Source organism: Betaproteobacteria bacterium (assembly GCA_016720855.1).
Lineage (GTDB): Bacteria > Pseudomonadota > Gammaproteobacteria > Burkholderiales > Usitatibacteraceae > FEB-7.
The window spans coordinates 195,146-209,777 of the sequence record JADKJU010000001.1 but is presented as its reverse complement, the minus strand read 5'-3'; the positions used below and the strand labels follow the sequence as shown (position 1 = coordinate 209,777).

At 67.5% G+C, this 14,632-nt stretch carries 18 protein-coding genes; 9 read left to right on the top strand and 9 right to left on the bottom strand.

Features of this window, described 5'->3' with window-relative positions:
- The first annotated feature begins 5 nt into the window (after positions 1 to 5).
- Positions 6 to 812 (top strand): Crp/Fnr family transcriptional regulator, encoded by an 807-nt coding sequence (locus tag IPP91_00900; protein MBL0140649.1) that lies wholly within the window; start codon positions 6 to 8, stop codon positions 810 to 812.
- Positions 813 to 908: 96 nt separating this feature from the next.
- Positions 909 to 1,901 (top strand): zinc-dependent alcohol dehydrogenase family protein, encoded by a 993-nt coding sequence (locus IPP91_00895; GenBank protein ID MBL0140648.1) that lies wholly within the window; start codon positions 909 to 911, stop codon positions 1,899 to 1,901.
- A gap of 22 nt (positions 1,902 to 1,923) precedes the next feature.
- Here IPP91_00895 and IPP91_00890 read toward each other — a convergent pair whose 3' ends face one another.
- Positions 1,924 to 2,505 (bottom strand): hypothetical protein, encoded by a 582-nt coding sequence (locus IPP91_00890; protein MBL0140647.1) that lies wholly within the window; start codon positions 2,503 to 2,505, stop codon positions 1,924 to 1,926.
- Between the two features lie 172 nt (positions 2,506 to 2,677).
- Between IPP91_00890 and IPP91_00885 the strand changes: the two genes are divergently transcribed.
- The 4 genes from IPP91_00885 to IPP91_00870 all read left to right on the top strand — a co-directional run bounded on the left by IPP91_00885 (position 2,678) and on the right by IPP91_00870 (position 5,730).
- Positions 2,678 to 3,136 carry a hypothetical protein gene (locus tag IPP91_00885; protein MBL0140646.1) on the top strand — a complete coding sequence of 153 codons (459 nt, stop codon included), beginning with the start codon at positions 2,678 to 2,680 and terminating at the stop codon, positions 3,134 to 3,136.
- A 139-nt stretch (positions 3,137 to 3,275) separates the two neighbouring features.
- Positions 3,276 to 3,698, top strand: a complete 423-nt coding sequence (locus IPP91_00880; protein ID MBL0140645.1) for a rubrerythrin — start codon at positions 3,276 to 3,278, stop codon at positions 3,696 to 3,698.
- An 84-nt stretch (positions 3,699 to 3,782) separates the two neighbouring features.
- On the top strand, positions 3,783 to 5,123 hold the full coding sequence (locus IPP91_00875) for a Fe-S oxidoreductase (GenBank protein ID MBL0140644.1): 1,341 nt from the start codon (positions 3,783 to 3,785) through the stop codon (positions 5,121 to 5,123).
- Between the two features lie 22 nt (positions 5,124 to 5,145).
- On the top strand, positions 5,146 to 5,730 hold the full coding sequence (locus IPP91_00870; protein MBL0140643.1) for a DUF3501 family protein: 585 nt from the start codon (positions 5,146 to 5,148) through the stop codon (positions 5,728 to 5,730).
- On the opposite strand, the gene IPP91_00865 is transcribed toward IPP91_00870, so the two are convergent.
- A complete protein-coding gene (locus IPP91_00865; GenBank protein MBL0140642.1) occupies positions 5,727 to 6,641 on the bottom strand; it encodes a hydrogen peroxide-inducible genes activator in 915 nt (304 codons plus the stop codon). The two genes, IPP91_00870 and IPP91_00865, sit on opposite strands and share 4 nt — an antisense overlap.
- A 113-nt stretch (positions 6,642 to 6,754) precedes the next feature.
- Between IPP91_00865 and IPP91_00860 the strand changes: the two genes are divergently transcribed.
- Genes IPP91_00860 through IPP91_00850 form a run of 3 tightly spaced genes read left to right on the top strand, consistent with a single transcriptional unit; the run spans position 6,755 to position 9,248 of the window.
- Entirely contained in the window at positions 6,755 to 7,504 is a 750-nt protein-coding gene (locus IPP91_00860; protein ID MBL0140641.1) for a glutathione peroxidase, read from the top strand.
- A 57-nt stretch (positions 7,505 to 7,561) separates the two neighbouring features.
- Positions 7,562 to 8,971 carry a dihydrolipoyl dehydrogenase gene (locus IPP91_00855; protein MBL0140640.1) on the top strand — a complete coding sequence of 470 codons (1,410 nt, stop codon included), beginning with the start codon at positions 7,562 to 7,564 and terminating at the stop codon, positions 8,969 to 8,971.
- Positions 8,972 to 9,008: 37 nt separating this feature from the next.
- A complete protein-coding gene (locus IPP91_00850) occupies positions 9,009 to 9,248 on the top strand; it encodes a hypothetical protein (protein MBL0140639.1) in 240 nt (79 codons plus the stop codon).
- Positions 9,249 to 9,255: 7 nt separating this feature from the next.
- Here the strand turns inward: IPP91_00850 and IPP91_00845 are convergent, their stop codons facing one another.
- The 7 genes from IPP91_00845 to ribB all read right to left on the bottom strand — a co-directional run bounded on the left by IPP91_00845 (position 9,256) and on the right by ribB (position 14,507).
- Positions 9,256 to 10,059 (bottom strand): ParA family protein, encoded by an 804-nt coding sequence (locus tag IPP91_00845; protein ID MBL0140638.1) that lies wholly within the window; start codon positions 10,057 to 10,059, stop codon positions 9,256 to 9,258.
- A 164-nt stretch (positions 10,060 to 10,223) separates the two neighbouring features.
- Positions 10,224 to 10,973 (bottom strand): glycerophosphodiester phosphodiesterase, encoded by a 750-nt coding sequence (gene ugpQ / locus IPP91_00840; protein MBL0140637.1) that lies wholly within the window; start codon positions 10,971 to 10,973, stop codon positions 10,224 to 10,226.
- Positions 10,970 to 11,485, bottom strand: coding sequence for a phosphatidylglycerophosphatase A (locus IPP91_00835; protein MBL0140636.1), 516 nt, complete (start codon positions 11,483 to 11,485; stop codon positions 10,970 to 10,972). Before IPP91_00835 ends, ugpQ begins: the two co-directional genes overlap by 4 nt.
- Positions 11,457 to 12,428, bottom strand: a complete 972-nt coding sequence (thiL, locus tag IPP91_00830; GenBank protein ID MBL0140635.1) for a thiamine-phosphate kinase — start codon at positions 12,426 to 12,428, stop codon at positions 11,457 to 11,459. The genes IPP91_00835 and thiL overlap by 29 nt, the downstream gene beginning before the upstream one ends.
- Positions 12,425 to 12,925, bottom strand: coding sequence for a transcription antitermination factor NusB (nusB, locus tag IPP91_00825; protein ID MBL0140634.1), 501 nt, complete (start codon positions 12,923 to 12,925; stop codon positions 12,425 to 12,427). The genes thiL and nusB overlap by 4 nt, the downstream gene beginning before the upstream one ends.
- The gene (locus IPP91_00820) at positions 12,922 to 13,392 is read right to left on the bottom strand and encodes a 6,7-dimethyl-8-ribityllumazine synthase (protein MBL0140633.1); all 471 of its coding nucleotides are present in this window, start codon (positions 13,390 to 13,392) and stop codon (positions 12,922 to 12,924) included. The genes nusB and IPP91_00820 overlap by 4 nt, the downstream gene beginning before the upstream one ends.
- Positions 13,389 to 14,507 (bottom strand): 3,4-dihydroxy-2-butanone-4-phosphate synthase, encoded by a 1,119-nt coding sequence (ribB, locus tag IPP91_00815; GenBank protein ID MBL0140632.1) that lies wholly within the window; start codon positions 14,505 to 14,507, stop codon positions 13,389 to 13,391. Before ribB ends, IPP91_00820 begins: the two co-directional genes overlap by 4 nt.
- Between the last annotated feature and the right edge of the window lie 125 nt (positions 14,508 to 14,632).

Sequence of the window (14,632 nt, the reverse complement as noted above, 5' to 3'; positions counted from 1 at the left end):
CCCCCATGAGCACCGTCCGAGCCGCGAGCCAAGCCGATGCCCATCGATCCACCCTCGCCGAGGCCTGCCGACTGCTCGGCCTGCCCGAAGTCGCCGGCGCGCGGCAGGTGGACACGACATTCCTGCACCGGCGCTTGAAAGCGGGCCACCGCCTCACGTCGCAGGGCGAGCCCTTCGAGGCCCTCTACATCGTGGCCGAGGGGTACCTCAAGACCTTCGTCGCCGACGAGACCGGCAACCAACTCGTGCTCGGCTTCCCGCTGCGCGGCGACCTGATCGGGGCCGACGGCCTTTGCAACCACAGGCATGCCTCCTATGCCGTCACGCTCACCGACTGTGAAATGGTCGTCGTGCCGTTTCGCAGCATCGCCCACCTGGGTCGGTCCCTGGACGACTTCGAGCAGCTCATCTATCGCGCCATCAGCCGCGAGCTGGTGACGGATCATTCCCTGCGCTCGCTCGTCGGCACGCTCGGCGCGGAGGCCCGCGTCGCGCGTTTCCTCGCGAACTTCGCCGACCGCTGCGGCCGCGCCGGACGACCCGCCACGCGCATCACGCTCCCGATGACGCGCCAGGAGATCGGCAGCTACCTCGGCCTGACCCTCGAGACGGTGAGCCGCGCCTTCTCCGCGCTGGCCGATGCCGGGCTCATCCATGTCGCCCAGCGCGAACTGGAACTGCGCGACGTCGATCAGCTTCGCGTCCTGCAGAAGCTGCATCCCTCCCCGATGGCGCGCTCAGGGGCCCGCCGCGGTGATCGCGCAGCCCGCCGCAACGTGACCTGGGTGGAGATGCTGGGCGCGACTGCCTGAACCTGCACCAGTAGCCGTGCTGAAGCACGGCCTTCGCGCAAAGGCGGCCCCGGCCGCCTTCTTCTTTTCCAGGATCCACTGGCGTAGGGTCGAAGCATGGACGATCTCGCCATGACGCTTTTCGCACCGGGGACGCCGCTCGTTGCCAGTCGTCGCCCCGTCCCGGATCCCGGTCCCGGCGAGGTCCTCCTCGAGGTGGCGGCCTGCGGCGTATGCCGCACGGACCTGCATATCCTCGATGGCGACTTGCCGCCGCCGCGAATGCCTGTCGTCCCGGGCCACGAAGTGGTCGGCCGGATTGCCGCCTTCGGCCCCGGCGCCCCGCGCTTCGGACCGGGCGAGCGCGTCGGCGTCCCCTGGCTCGGCGGCACGTGCGGACATTGCGGCCACTGCGCAACCGGACATGAAAACCTCTGCGACGAGGCCGTCTTCACCGGCTATCACCGTGACGGAGGCTATGCCCGATACGCCGTGGCCGACGAACGCTATTGCCTTGCCCTTCCGGACGCCTACGACGACTTGCACGCCGCACCCCTCCTGTGCGCGGGCCTCATCGGGTATCGCGCCTATGCCATGGCGCCCGATGCCGCCCGGGTCGGTCTCTACGGCTTTGGGGCCGCGGCACACCTCATCGCGCAGGTGGCCGTGGCCGAGGGACGCGAGGTGTTCGCCTTCACACGCCCGGGCGACGAACGCTCGCAGGCCTTCGCGCGCGAGCTGGGTTGCACGTGGGCAGGCGGCAGCGATGCCCGTCCCCCGGTACCGCTCGACGCCGCACTCCTTTTCGCGCCCGTCGGAAGCCTGGTGCCCGCCGCGCTCGCGGCAACGACCAAGGGCGCAACCGTGGTGTGCGCCGGCATCCACATGAGCGGCATTCCGGCTTTTCCGTACCGCTTATTGTGGGGAGAGCGGATCGTGCGCTCTGTCGCGAACCTGACGCGCCAGGATGGCGCTGCCTTCATGGCGCTCGCGGCGCGCACGAAACTCGATGCGCGGCCGGTGCCTTACCGGCTGGAACGGGCCAACGAGGCGCTGGAAGACTTGCGTCGCGGCGCGTTCGACGGCGCCGCGGTGCTCACGATGGGCTAGGGCCCCCCCCGCGCGACGACGCTCAGCGGGCTGCGCCTTCGGGAGGCTCGCGAAGATCCTCCGACAGGCCGAGCAGGACACCGCTCGCCACGAACGACAAGATCGCGCCGGCCTCCGGACCGGAATCGGCAGGAGCGGACGGCCCGATTGCCGCCGCCTGCTCGAGAAGCGTGGCCACCGAGGCGATCCGTGCACGGAGCGAGGCGGGAACGGCGCGCGGAAATTCCCACTTTTCGCCGAAAGAGCGTTCCATCTGCGCGATTTCGGCCAGCATCCGCTCGCGATCCGCCATCGGCAGGCACGCGCGGCCTTCGGCCAACTGCCTCGCCGCAAGCTCGATCGCGTGCAACGCCTGGCCAACCGCGTCTTCCAGCCCGGCCCAGGCTCCCCGGTGGGTTTCCCGGACCGGGGCGGTCGGCAGGACGTCGGAACTCTCGATGCCCTCACCTACGGTTCGCGCCACGGAAGCAATGTGCTCGGTGGTGAGAAACCGGCTGCGCAGCGCGTGAAGCGTGAGGTTCCTGACCGCCTCGCGCACGTTCGCGGTGCCGGCGGCGCGGCGCGCGCTTCGCAGCAATTCGTCGGCGGCAACTGACCGGATCATCGGACTCCCTCGCGTGCGGGCGCCTCTTGCGCCTCCACCCTTCGCGAGGAGACTAGAGGAACGCGCCTGCACGGCGTTGAGATAGATCAACGTGCACGCGCGCCTTGATGCAGTCCATGTGCGCCATGGTTTAGGATAGGGGAAGTTCCTTCGCCCTCCTGGAGCGCCCTTCATGAAGACTCCCCGACGCCTGGCCCTCCTCGTCACCCTCGCAGCGACGAGCTGCTTCGCGGTACCGCCCGACGCGTGCACGGTGGTCACCATCGACGAGGTGAATTCCATCGCCGACGGCACCGCCTCGAAGATCTCGCCGCGCAAGTCGGGAAACCCATCCGAATGCGCTTTCGAGGATTCGCGCCGAGCTGCCGTACTGGTGCTCAGGATCCGCGAAGTGCAGTACGCGGCCGAGAACGAACTCCAGTACGAGCGCGAGAACCTGGAGAAGATCTATCGCCGCAAGGTGAAGTGGATCGAAGGCGTCGGCGATCGAGCCTTCTGGCTGCAGGCCAACAAGACCGGCATGTTCCGCAAGGGCAAGCTGCTGGTGACCATCGCATTCGCCCGGGAAAAGAACGCCACCGAGGTCGACACGATGCAGGTGGCGCGCCTGGTCGAAAGCCGCCTCAAGTAGCCGGGATTGAGACCGCCTATCAGGCGTATCGGAACAATCAATTGGACTACCGGCCGCTACCGCATCTAAGCTTTCCGGAGTACAACTTGATCAGCCGAAGGATGCCTCCGAGGCATCCTCACCCAACCAGGAGGTCCGCATGAAACCCCTCAAAGGCACGAAAACCCACGACAACCTGAAAGCCGCCTTCGCGGGCGAATCCCAGGCGAATCGCCGCTACCTGTACTTCGCGAGCAAGGCCGACGTGGAAGGCCAGAACGACGTCGCGGCCCTGTTCCGCTCGACGGCGGAAGGCGAGACGGGCCACGCGCACGGCCACCTCGACTACATCGCACAGGTGGGCGACCCGGCCACGGATCTGCCGATCGGCTCCTCGCGCCAGAACCTGAAGGCCGCCGTCGCCGGCGAGACGCACGAGTACACGGACATGTACCCCGGCATGGCGAAGGCCGCACGTGACGAGGGCTTCGAGGAAATCGGCGACTGGTTCGAGACGCTGGCCAAGGCCGAGCGCTCGCACGCCAACCGCTTCCAGAAGGCCCTGGACGCGCTCGCCGACTGAGCCGGAAGCCGCTTCCCCGCAGTGCAATCCAAGGGGCGGGCAACCGCCCCTTCTTGCTGGCGAACCCCCTAGGACGCAACTCCCATGAGCGTGAGAGAAGGCAGTCTCGAAGCCCCCACCCGCCATCCCCTCGACTGGAAGAACCCTGAGTTCTACGACGAGGCGAAGCTCTTTGCCGAGATGGAACGCGTCTTCGACATCTGCCATGGATGCCGGCGCTGCGTGAGCCTGTGCGGATCCTTCCCGAGGCTCTTCGATCTCGTCGACGAGAGCCCGAGCGGCGAGGTGGACGGCGTGCCGAAGGAGAAGTACCGGGAGGTGGTCGACCAATGCTACCTGTGCGACGTCTGCTACATGACGAAGTGCCCGTACGTCCCGCCGCATCCGTGGAACCTCGACTTCCCGCACCTGATGCTGCGCGCGAAGGCGGTGAATTTCGCGAGCGGCAAGGTGCCCTTCAAGGACAAGATCCTCGCCTCGACGGATGCGCTCGGCACGCTGGCCACCATTCCGATCGTCACGCAGGTGACCAACGCGCTCAACCGGTCCGGCGCCGTCCGCGGAGTGATGGAAAGCGCCCTGGGCGTTGACAGGACCGCGTGGGTTCCGGAATACGCGACGACGAAATTCCGCTCGAACGTGGCGCGCAGCCCGGTGTTTCCGGTGAAGGACGGTTCGCGCACGCCGGGCAAGGTCGCGATCTTTGCCACCTGCTACATCAACTACAACGAACCCGGCATCGGCCACGACCTCACGAAGATCCTCGCCCATAACGAGGTCCCCTATGTGATCGCGGAAAAGGAGGCCTGCTGCGGCATGCCCAAGCTCGAGCTGGGCGACCTGCCGGCCGTGGAGGCCGGCAAGGAGAAGAACATCCCGGTCCTCGCGAAGCTGGCCCGCGAGGGCTACGCCATCGTGACGCCGATCCCTTCCTGCACGCTGATGTTCAAGCAGGAGCTCCCGCTCATGTTCCCCGACGATCCGGATGTGAAGGCGGTCCAGGCGGCGATGTTCGATCCCTTCGAGTACCTCGTCGCCCGCCAGAAGGACGGCCTGCTCAAGAGCGACTTCAAGACCCCTCTGGGCAAGGTCTCCTACCACATCCCCTGCCACTCGCGCGTGCAGAACGTCGGCCAGAAGACGCGCGAGGCGCTGGAAATGGTGCCCGCAACCACCGTCACCACGGTCGAGCGCTGCTCGGGACACTCCGGAACGTGGGGCTGCAAGAAGGAGTTCCACCAGGCGGCGATGAAGATCGGGCGCCCCGTCTTCCGCGCCATGGCCGAGCCGAAGCCCGATTACATCAGCTCCGACTGCCAGCTCGGCGGCCGGCACATCGAGCAGGGGATGGGCGACACGCTGGGCCAGGCGCAGCTCAAGCACCCGATCACGCTCCTGCGAATCGCCTACGGCCTGCCAGAGTGACCCCGAGACCATGACCACCACCATGCCCAAGATCACCCGCGACTCCCTCATGACCCTCGAGGCCTACGCCAAGGACCGCAAGGACTTCCGTGCAAGGGTTCTCGAGCACAAGAGGCCGCGTGCGGTGCACCTCGGCGAGCACCTGACGCTCCTGTTCGAGGACGAGCTCACGATCCGCTACCAGGTGCAGGAGATGCTCCGCATCGAGAAGACCTTCGAGGAGGCGGGCATCCAGGACGAGCTCGATGTCTATAATCCCCTGGTTCCGGACGGCCGCAACTTCAAGGCCACGATGCTCATCGAGTACGAAGACGTGGAGGAGCGGCGAGCGGCCCTCGCGAAGATGAAGGGCATCGAGGACAGGGTGTGGATGCAGGTCGAGGGCTCGCCCCGTATCTGGTCCATTGCCGACGAGGACCTCGAGCGCGAAAACGAGGAGAAGACCTCCGCCGTGCACTTTCTGCGCTTCGAACTCACGAAGGAGATGGCCGAAGCCCTGAAGTACGGTGTTGCGCTCTCCATCGGCGTGGATCACCCGGCGTACACCGCCGCTTGCGAACCGGTGGGCGCCGAAACGCGTGCGGCGCTCGCGAAGGATCTCGCCTAGGCAGCCGACATTTTCAGGCAGGCAAGCTTCACTTCGAGGATCGCCTTGGCCACCGTGCTCACTGCCTGCGGCCGCGAGAAGCTCGAACGCCAGGCAATGGCCACCTTCCGGGAAGGCACCGGTTCGGTGAACGGGATTTCCTTGACCAGCCGGCTCGTGTAGCGCGCCTGCAGGGCCGTGGCCGGCAGCACGCTCACGCCGAGCCCGGACGCCACCATGTTGCGGATGGTCTCGAGCGAGCTGCCCGACTTCCCGCCCTCGGGGTTTGCCGTGTTGGCCTGGCCGGGACAGGCTTCGAGCACCTGCTCGCGAAAGCAGTGCCCCGCTTTGAGCACCAGCAGGTTCTCTGCGGCGAGCTCGTTGGGGCGCACGCGCTTCTTCGTCGCCCACGCGTGACCGACGGGCACCACGACGCTGAACGGTTCCTCGTAGAGCGCCCTGGTCTGGACTCCCGGAAGGGTGAACGGCATCGCGATGATGGCCGCGTCGATCTCCCCGTCGCGAAGCATCGGAGCCAGGTTGCCGGTGAAGTTCTCCTCGATCATGAGCGGCATGCCCGGCGCACGCTTGCGCAGGATCGGCACCAGCTCGGGCAGCAGGTAAGGGCCGATCGTGGGAATGACACCCAGCCGCAGGGCGCCCGCGAGCTGGTCCTGGCTGCCGCGGGCGAGCGACTGGATCTTGCCTGCTTCGTCCAGCACGCGCCGGGCCTGCTCGATGATCCCGACCCCCACGGCCGTGACCAGCACCTCGTTCTTGTTGCGCTCGAAGAGGCGAACGCCCAGCTCGTCTTCCAGCTTGGCGAGCGCCAGCGAGAGCGTGGGCTGGGTCACGAAGCATTTCTGCGCCGCGCGGCCGAAATGCCGCTCCTGCGCGAGGGCGACGACATACCGCAGTTCCGTCAGGGTCATGGGCTGCTCGATTGGTGTTGGCTATCGCAAGTATATCCATAATTAATTGGAAATACCAATCGATAAACCCTATAATTCGGAATCAAGCTAATCAACCAACCCCGGAGACCCCCATGTTCAAGAACAACGAAGGCCAGCGCGTTCCCGCCGTCACGTTCCGCACCCGCCAGGACAACCAGTGGAAGGACGTGACCACGGACCAGATCTTCGCCGGCAGGACAGTGATTGTGTTCGGCCTGCCCGGCGCCTACACGCCGACTTGCTCCACGACCCACCTGCCCCGCTACAACGAGCTGGCCGCCACCTTTTCCGGGCTCGGCGTGGACGAGATCGTGTGTCTGTCGGTGAACGACGGCTTCGTGATGGCCGAGTGGCAGAAGGACCAGGACGCGCCGAACGTCACGTTCATCCCGGACGGCAACGGCGAGTTTTCGGAGAAGATGGGCATGCTCGTCGACAAGGCGAGCCTGGGCTTCGGCAAGCGCTCGTGGCGCTACTCGATGCTCGTGAAGGACGGCGTCATCGTGAAGCAGTTCATCGAGCCCGAGAAGGAAGGCGACCCGTTCGAGGTGTCGGATGCGGACACGATGCTCGGATACCTGGCGCCCGCCGTGAAGGCCCCGGAGCCCGCCGTCATCTTCAGCAAGCCCGGCTGCCCGCATTGCGCCCGCGCCAGGGCGCTGCTCGAGTCGAACGGCGTTGCGTACGAGGAAGTCTCGCTCGGCAAGGGCGTGACCTTTTCGACAATACGCGCGGTTTCGGGTCGCGGCACGGCTCCGCAGGTGTTCATCGGTGGGCGTCACATCGGCGGCGCGGAAGATCTCGCCGCTCATTTCGCGGCAAGCCGGAAACTCGCGGCGTAAGCGGCACACACGCGGGCCGGCCTTCCGGCCCGGCCCGCGTGATCTCAGGAGATCGCCATGAATACCCTCAGCGTAGATGTTGCCGTCATTGGAGCCGGGACCGCCGGCCTCGCCGCCTATCGGGCAGCGCAGGCGCACGGCGCTCGCGCCGTGCTCATCGAAGGCGGCTCCCACGGCACCACGTGCGCTCGCGTGGGCTGCATGCCTTCCAAGCTGCTCCTGGCCGCCGCGGAGGCGTCGCACGTGATCGACGATGCCGCGGGCTTCGGCATCCACCTCACGGGAGCCAAGCGCATTGACGGCCGGCAGGTCATGAACCGCGTGAAGCGAGAGCGAGACCGGTTCGTGGGCTTCGTCCTCGAGAGCGTCGAGAGAATCCCTGCGGCCGATCGCGTTGCCGGAATGGCTCGCTTCATCGACCGCAATACCCTCGAGGTCGGGGGACACACGCGCATCGCCGCCCGCGCGATCGTGATTGCCACCGGCTCGCGGCCCACCGTCCCGGAGATGCTCGCGGGAGCCGGCGATCGCCTTGTGGTGAACGACGATGTCTTTTCCTGGGACGATCTGCCCGGTTCCGTGGCCGTCTTCGGCCCCGGCGTCATCGGCCTCGAACTGGGGCAGGCCCTGGCCCGACTGGGCGTGCGCGTGGTGGTCCTGGGCCGCGGCGGCCGCGTCGGCCCCCTCACCGACCCCGTGGTGCGGGATGCGGCCGTGCAGGCGATTTCGTCGGAGCTTTACCTCGACCCGGATGCCCGCGTGAAGCGCGTGGCGCGCGTCGCGAATGGCGTCGAGGTGGAGTACACGCGCCTCGATGGCACCGTGCGCACGGAGTGCTTCGACCATGTGCTCGCGGCGACGGGCCGGCGCCCGAATATCGACGGACTGGGGCTCGAATCCCTCGGGCTAGATCTCGATGCCGCCGGCGTCCCTCGCTTCGACTCGACCACGCTGCGTATTGGCGACACTCCCCTCTTCATCGCAGGCGATGCCGCGAACTTCATCCCCCTGCTGCACGAGGCCGCGGACGAGGGCCGCATCGCCGGCGACAATGCCGCGCGGATGCCGGCCGTGCAGCCGGGGAAGCGGCGCATGCCGCTGGCGGTGGTGTTCACCGATCCGCAGATCGCGATCGTGGGCGCAGGGTACGCAAAGCTCTCCCCGGGCACCTTCGAGACAGGCGAGGTTTCCTTCGCCGACCAGGGACGCGCGCGGGTCATGCGCAGGAACCGCGGCCACCTGCGCGTGTACGCGGATCGTGCCACGGGGCTCTTCCTCGGGGCCGAGATGGCCGGGCCGGCGGCCGAGCACATCGGGCACTTGCTCGCCTGGGCGGCAGCGAACAGAATGACCGTCGCTTCGATGCTCGAGATGCCCTTCTACCACCCGGTGGTCGAGGAAGGGCTCCGGACGGCGCTCCGGGACCTCGATGCGAAGCTACGATCGCCCCGGGCCATCGCCGCATAGACGGCTTGCCGGGGACCACTCCGGGAGGGGCACCGCCATGTCCGTGGAAATGAAGAAATTCGGCTTCCGCATTCGCACGCGCGGAGGCTCCTTCGTGGACAACCTCACGATCCAGGGCCGCGACCGGGAAGAAGCCGAGCGCAAGCTGCGGCAGGTGTACCACCATTGCGAGGTCGTCGAGGCGAAGGAAGTCCTCAATTCGGCGCCCTCGGACGCTTCCGACTTCGAAGGGGTGATCTCGCTGATCGCCGACGAGGGTCGGCGCAACGACGCCTGAACGCCCTCTACGCGACGGCGGCAAGGGCCGCCGGGGCGACCACGGACGGCCCGAGAAATCCCGACAGTTCCAACTCCTCGAAGAGCGCCGCGTAGTCCGCGGCACCCCGGCTCGCGGGCGCGTGGGAAAAGACATCGCGATCGGTGAAGGGGCTCTCGGCGATGCTCACGTTTTCCGAGATCCGGGACTCGGCTAGGTCCGCCCCGAAGCGGGCCTTGAAGGTCCCCAGGATGTCCCACGACATCTTGCGCCGCCCGTCGAATCGCGTGATGACGTAGCGGCGTTCGATGCGCCGCCCGACAACACGCTGCAACGCGTCCAGCGTGCGCGCGACCTGTATCGCCCCCTTCACGGCAAGATAATCGGCCGAGACGGGCACGAGGATCCTCTCTGCGGCAAAGATGGCCGACAGGGAGAGCACGCCCAGCATCGGACAGCAATCGATGAGCACGCAGCCGGCTTCGCCCATTCCGTCCCGCGCGAGCCCTGCGCGCAATCGGTTGAGGACGTTCGGTCCCTTGCCGAACTGGGTATCCACCTTGGCAAGCTCGATGTGCGCCGCGATGACCGGCCACCCGAGCGGGGTATCCACGACGAGGCTCGATAGCGGGCGGGCGTCCCGGTAGAACGCGTAGATGCTTGCGTCCGCGTTTCGCGGCGCCGCCCCCGCGATCGTGGACAGGTGCGCCTGCGGGTCGAGATCGATGGCGAGCGGCATGCCGCCGTGAGCCGCGATGGCGGCCGCGAGGTTGAGCGTCGTCGTCGTCTTGCCGACGCCGCCCTTCTGGTTGAAGACAGCGATGCGTGCCACGGAAACCTGCCGGGAAGTTGTGCAGCCAAGGGAGCCATGCGCGCATTCCCGAGCATGGCGTGGATTTCGCGACCATATTAGGCACGAAATCAGGGGCTTGGCAATAGCTTCTGCAGCGGCGCCTGAAGAATGGCGCGCAAAGCGTTGAAGAAACACGAAGCCCGCTAAAGCAACTCCGGAAAGCGGGTCGCGAACTCCTGCAGGTTGTCGGTCACGAGCCCGTCAACTCCCATGGCCAGTAATTCCTCGGCCCGGGCGACGTCGTTCACGGTCCACGCAAGCAGCCTGCGGCCTTCCCCATGGACACGTGCGACCAGCGCCGGGTTGATCAGGACGTGCTCCAGATGCAGCGAAACCACGTCGAGGCGGGCCAGGGGCGCCAGGTCGCCGTCCCACGGCTCCTCGACAATCCATCCCCGCGGGAGTGCCGGTTCGGCCACCCTCGCCGCATCGACGGCCTCGGACGAGAAGGAAATGATCAGGGGGGCCTCAACGGCCCCCTGCCAGTATTTCGCGACGGCCCGCGCCACCCGCTCTCCGCACTGCCGATGGAGCCCGGGGATACGCTTGATTTCCACCTGAACGGACATCCGCAGCGACTGCAGCAGGTTCGCCGCATCGGACAGGCGCGCCAGGGGCTCGCCCCGGAAGGCCTCGGAATGCCGTGCGCCGGCGTCGAGCGAGGACAGTTCGGCCCAGGTGCGTTCCGCAAGCGGTCCCGTCCCGTTCGTCGTGCGGTCGAGCAGCGCATCGTGCTGGACGACTTCGACACCGTCCCTCGAAAACCGAACGTCGATTTCGGCAGACCGGAAGCCCAGGGAATGGCCCAGGCGAATGGCGGCGAGGGTATTTTCCGGGGCGAGCTTGCCGCCGCCCCGGTGGGCCGTCAGGCGGGGATAAGGCCAGGGTTTCATGTCGAGAAGGGCAGGCGATGGACCGCGATGACCACGAGGGCGAAGGCAAGGTAGGCATAGCAGGCGGCCAGCAGGTCGTCGAGCATGACGCCCAGCCCTCCCTTCACGCGGGACTCGAACTGGCGAATGGGAAAGGGTTTCCAGATATCGAAGAGGCGGAAGAGCACGAAGGCGAGCGCCTGCAGCCAAAGGCTTGCCGAGGCAAGCGCCGCGAGCGGCAGGAAAGCGACGATCTCGTCCCACACGACGGCGCCATGATCCTCGACCCCGAGGTTCCTTCCCGCCACGTCGCATGCCCAGACCCCCACGAAGAAGAGCGGCACGGCGAGGAAGGCGATGGCCAGCGGCGGCAGGATCGGCGCGAGCAGCCAGTAGAGCGCCAGCGCGGCGAGCGTTCCGAAGGTGCCCGGCGCGCGAGGCGCGAGCCCCGCCCCGAATCCCAGGGCGATGAAGTGCGCGGGATGCGCGACCAGGAAGCGCGCGTCAGGACGCCGTGAAGTGGTCGAATCCACGCCCGTCAACCGCGATCGGCTTTCCGTCCGCCCCGACCAGCGAGACGCCCTTGCCCTTGCGGATCTCGCCGATGCGCGTGAGCGGCACTCCCAGGACTTCCGTGAGGTCCTCGATGCTGTCGCGCGCATTGGTCGGCGCCGTGAAGCACAGTTCGTAGTCGTCGCCGCCCGCCACCACCGCGGTGAGCCCCGCCGGGCTGTCGATGTGTTTCGCGCCGATCGCGGAGACCGGCAGGCGGTCGGCTTCGACGGTGGCGCCCACCTTCGACAGGGAGCAGATGTGGTCGAGGTCCGCCAGCAGGCCGTCGGAGATGTCGATGGCGCTCGTGGCGAGGCCGCGCAGCGCCTGCCCGAGCCTTACTCGCGGCATGGGCTCGTACAGGCGCATGGCGGCTTCCATGTATTCGCCTTCGGCAAGCTTGAGCAGCCCGCGCCGGTGCGCCACCGCGAGGGCTGCGTCGCCGAGGTTGCCCGACACCCAGATGTCGTGGCCGGCCTTGGCGCCGTTGCGGCGCAGCGCCGCGCCGGCGGGCACCTCGCCCATGATCGTGACCGTCACCGTGAGCGGCCCCTTCGTGGTGTCGCCGCCGATGAGGGAGACGCCGAACTCCTCGGCCAGGTCGAAGAAACCCTTGGCGAACTTGGCGAGCCATTCGTGATTCACATCCGGGACCGTGAGGGCGAGCATGGCCCAGTAGGGCATCGCCCCCATGGCCGCCATGTCGGAGAGGTTCACCGCGAGCGCCTTGTGGCCGAGCGCCTCGGGGTCCGCGTCCGGGAAGAAGTGGGTGCCCGACACCATCGTGTCGGTGGAAACGGCAAGGTCCATGCCGTTCGAGACATCGACGAGGGCGCAATCGTCGCCGACGCCGAGCACGGCATTGCGCGCGGGACGCGTGAAGTGCCGGGCAATCAGGTCGAATTCGGGGGACGGTTTGATCATGCTTCTGCCTTTTTCGGTGGGGAGGCGCGTACGGCTCCCCGGGAAGACTTTCTGGGTTTCCTTTCAGCCGTTCGGCCGGCCGCGACTTCCTCGGGGCGCAGGGCCAGTGCCACCCGATCGAGGATGCCGTTCACGTACTTGTGGCCGTCGGTGCCGCCGAACCGCTTGGCGAGCTCGATGGCCTCGTTGATGGAAACCCGGAACGGCATGTCCGGCACGCGCGAGATTTCCCACGCACCGATGAGGAGGATCGCCTTTTCGACCGGGCTCACCTCCGCCCACTTCCGGTCGGCCAGGGGTTCGAGCAGCGCCTGCAGGCCCGCGGCCTGGTCGATCACGCCGGCAAGCTCCGACTCGAGGAAGGCGGTGTCCGCCGCGCCATAGCCTTCGAGCCCGGCAAGGTTGCCGGCGATCTCGACAGCCGAGGAGCCGGTGAGCTGCCACTCGTACAGGCCCTGCAGCGCGAACTCGCGCGCGCGGCGCCGGGGGGATCTCATCCGCTCACCGCCTTCAGCAGGTTGGCCATCTCGACGGCGACGCGCGCCGCTTCCGCGCCTTTCACGGCCGCGCGCTCGCGCGCCTGCTGCTCCGTGCTCGCGGTGAGGACCGCATTGGCGACCGGCACGCCTGTCTCCAGCTGGACCTCGAGGATGCCGCGTGCGCTTTCGTTCGAGACGACCTCGAAATGGTAAGTCTCGCCGCGGATCACCGCGCCCAGGGCCACCAGCGCGTCGTAGCGGTGCCCGAAGCCGCGCGTGCGCAGCGCGAGCGCCTGCAACGCCAGGGGTATCTCGAGTGCGCCGGGCACGCTCACCACGTCGATGTCGGCGGGCGCGACGCCCAGGCTCACCAGCTCGCGGTCGCAGGCCGTGAGGAGTTCCCGGACGATGTCCTCATTGAACCGGCTCCAGACGATCGCGACGGCCAGCCCGTCGCCCTTGAGATCGGGGGCGGGCGCGGTCATACCGCCTTCACCTGAGGTGCGTCGTCCGGCGAGACGTACTCGACCACCTCGAGGCCGAACCCCGCCATGCTCGGGATGCGCTTGGGCCGGGCCAGGACGCGCATGCGCCCGACCCCGAGGTCGCGCAGGATCTGGGCGCCGATGCCGTGCAGCTTCGGATCCCACTTGCGGACGCCGCGGCTCTGGGCCGGGTGGGGCGAGAAGCGCTCCAGGACCTCCGTGGCGGCCTCATGGCGGCGCAGAAGCACGATCACGCCCTCCTTGTGGTGGGCGATGATGCGCATCGCATCCTGCACCGAATAGGCGTGGCGGCTCGCGTCGAAGTCGAACATGTCGATCGAGTGGAACGGCTCGTGCACACGCACGAGGAGGGGCCGTTCAGGGGCCGGCTCTCCCTTCACCAGGGCGTAGTGAAGCTCGTCGGCGGAACTGTCGTGGTACACGCAGAGGCGGAACGGGCCGTACGGCGTCGCGATCGTCCGGTCGGTCACGCGCTCGATGAGCTTCTCGTTCTCGCTGCGGTACCGGATCAGGTCGGCGATCGTGCCCAGCTTGAGGCCGTGCGCGCCCGCGAACTCGACGAGATCGGGCAGCCGCGCCATTTCCCCGTCCGCCTTCATGACCTCGCAGATGACCGCTGCGGGGGTGAGACCCGCCAGTTCCGAAAGGTCGCAACCGGCCTCGGTGTGGCCGGCCCGCACCAGGACTCCGCCATTCTGCGCCATCACCGGGAAGATGTGCCCGGGCTGCACGATGTCTTCGGGCTTCGCGTGCTTCGCCACCGCCATGCGCACGGTGCGGGCGCGGTCGGCAGCCGAGATTCCGGTGCTGACCCCCGTGGCAGCCTCGATGGAGACGGTGAAGGCGGTCCCGTGCGGCGATCGGTTGTCGCTCACCATGAGCGGCAGGGCGAGCTGCCGGCAGCGCTCCTCCGCCAGCGTGAGACAGATGAGGCCGCGCGCATGCATGGCCATGAAGTTGATGGCTTCGGGCGTCACGAAATCGGCGGCCAGCACCAGGTCGCCTTCGTTTTCGCGGTCCTCTGCGTCCACGAGGACGACCATCCGCCCGCGGCGGATTTCGTCGATGATCTCTGAGGTCGGGCTGATGTTCACGGGGGTTTCTCCATCCAGACCCTCTATTTTGCCCGATCGGGCGGGGAATCGCCCGCAATGGCAGTGACTTTCCTTGGCCTTGGGCCTTCCTGCGCCTGCCCATCGGGACCCTGCCCGCCGCCCTT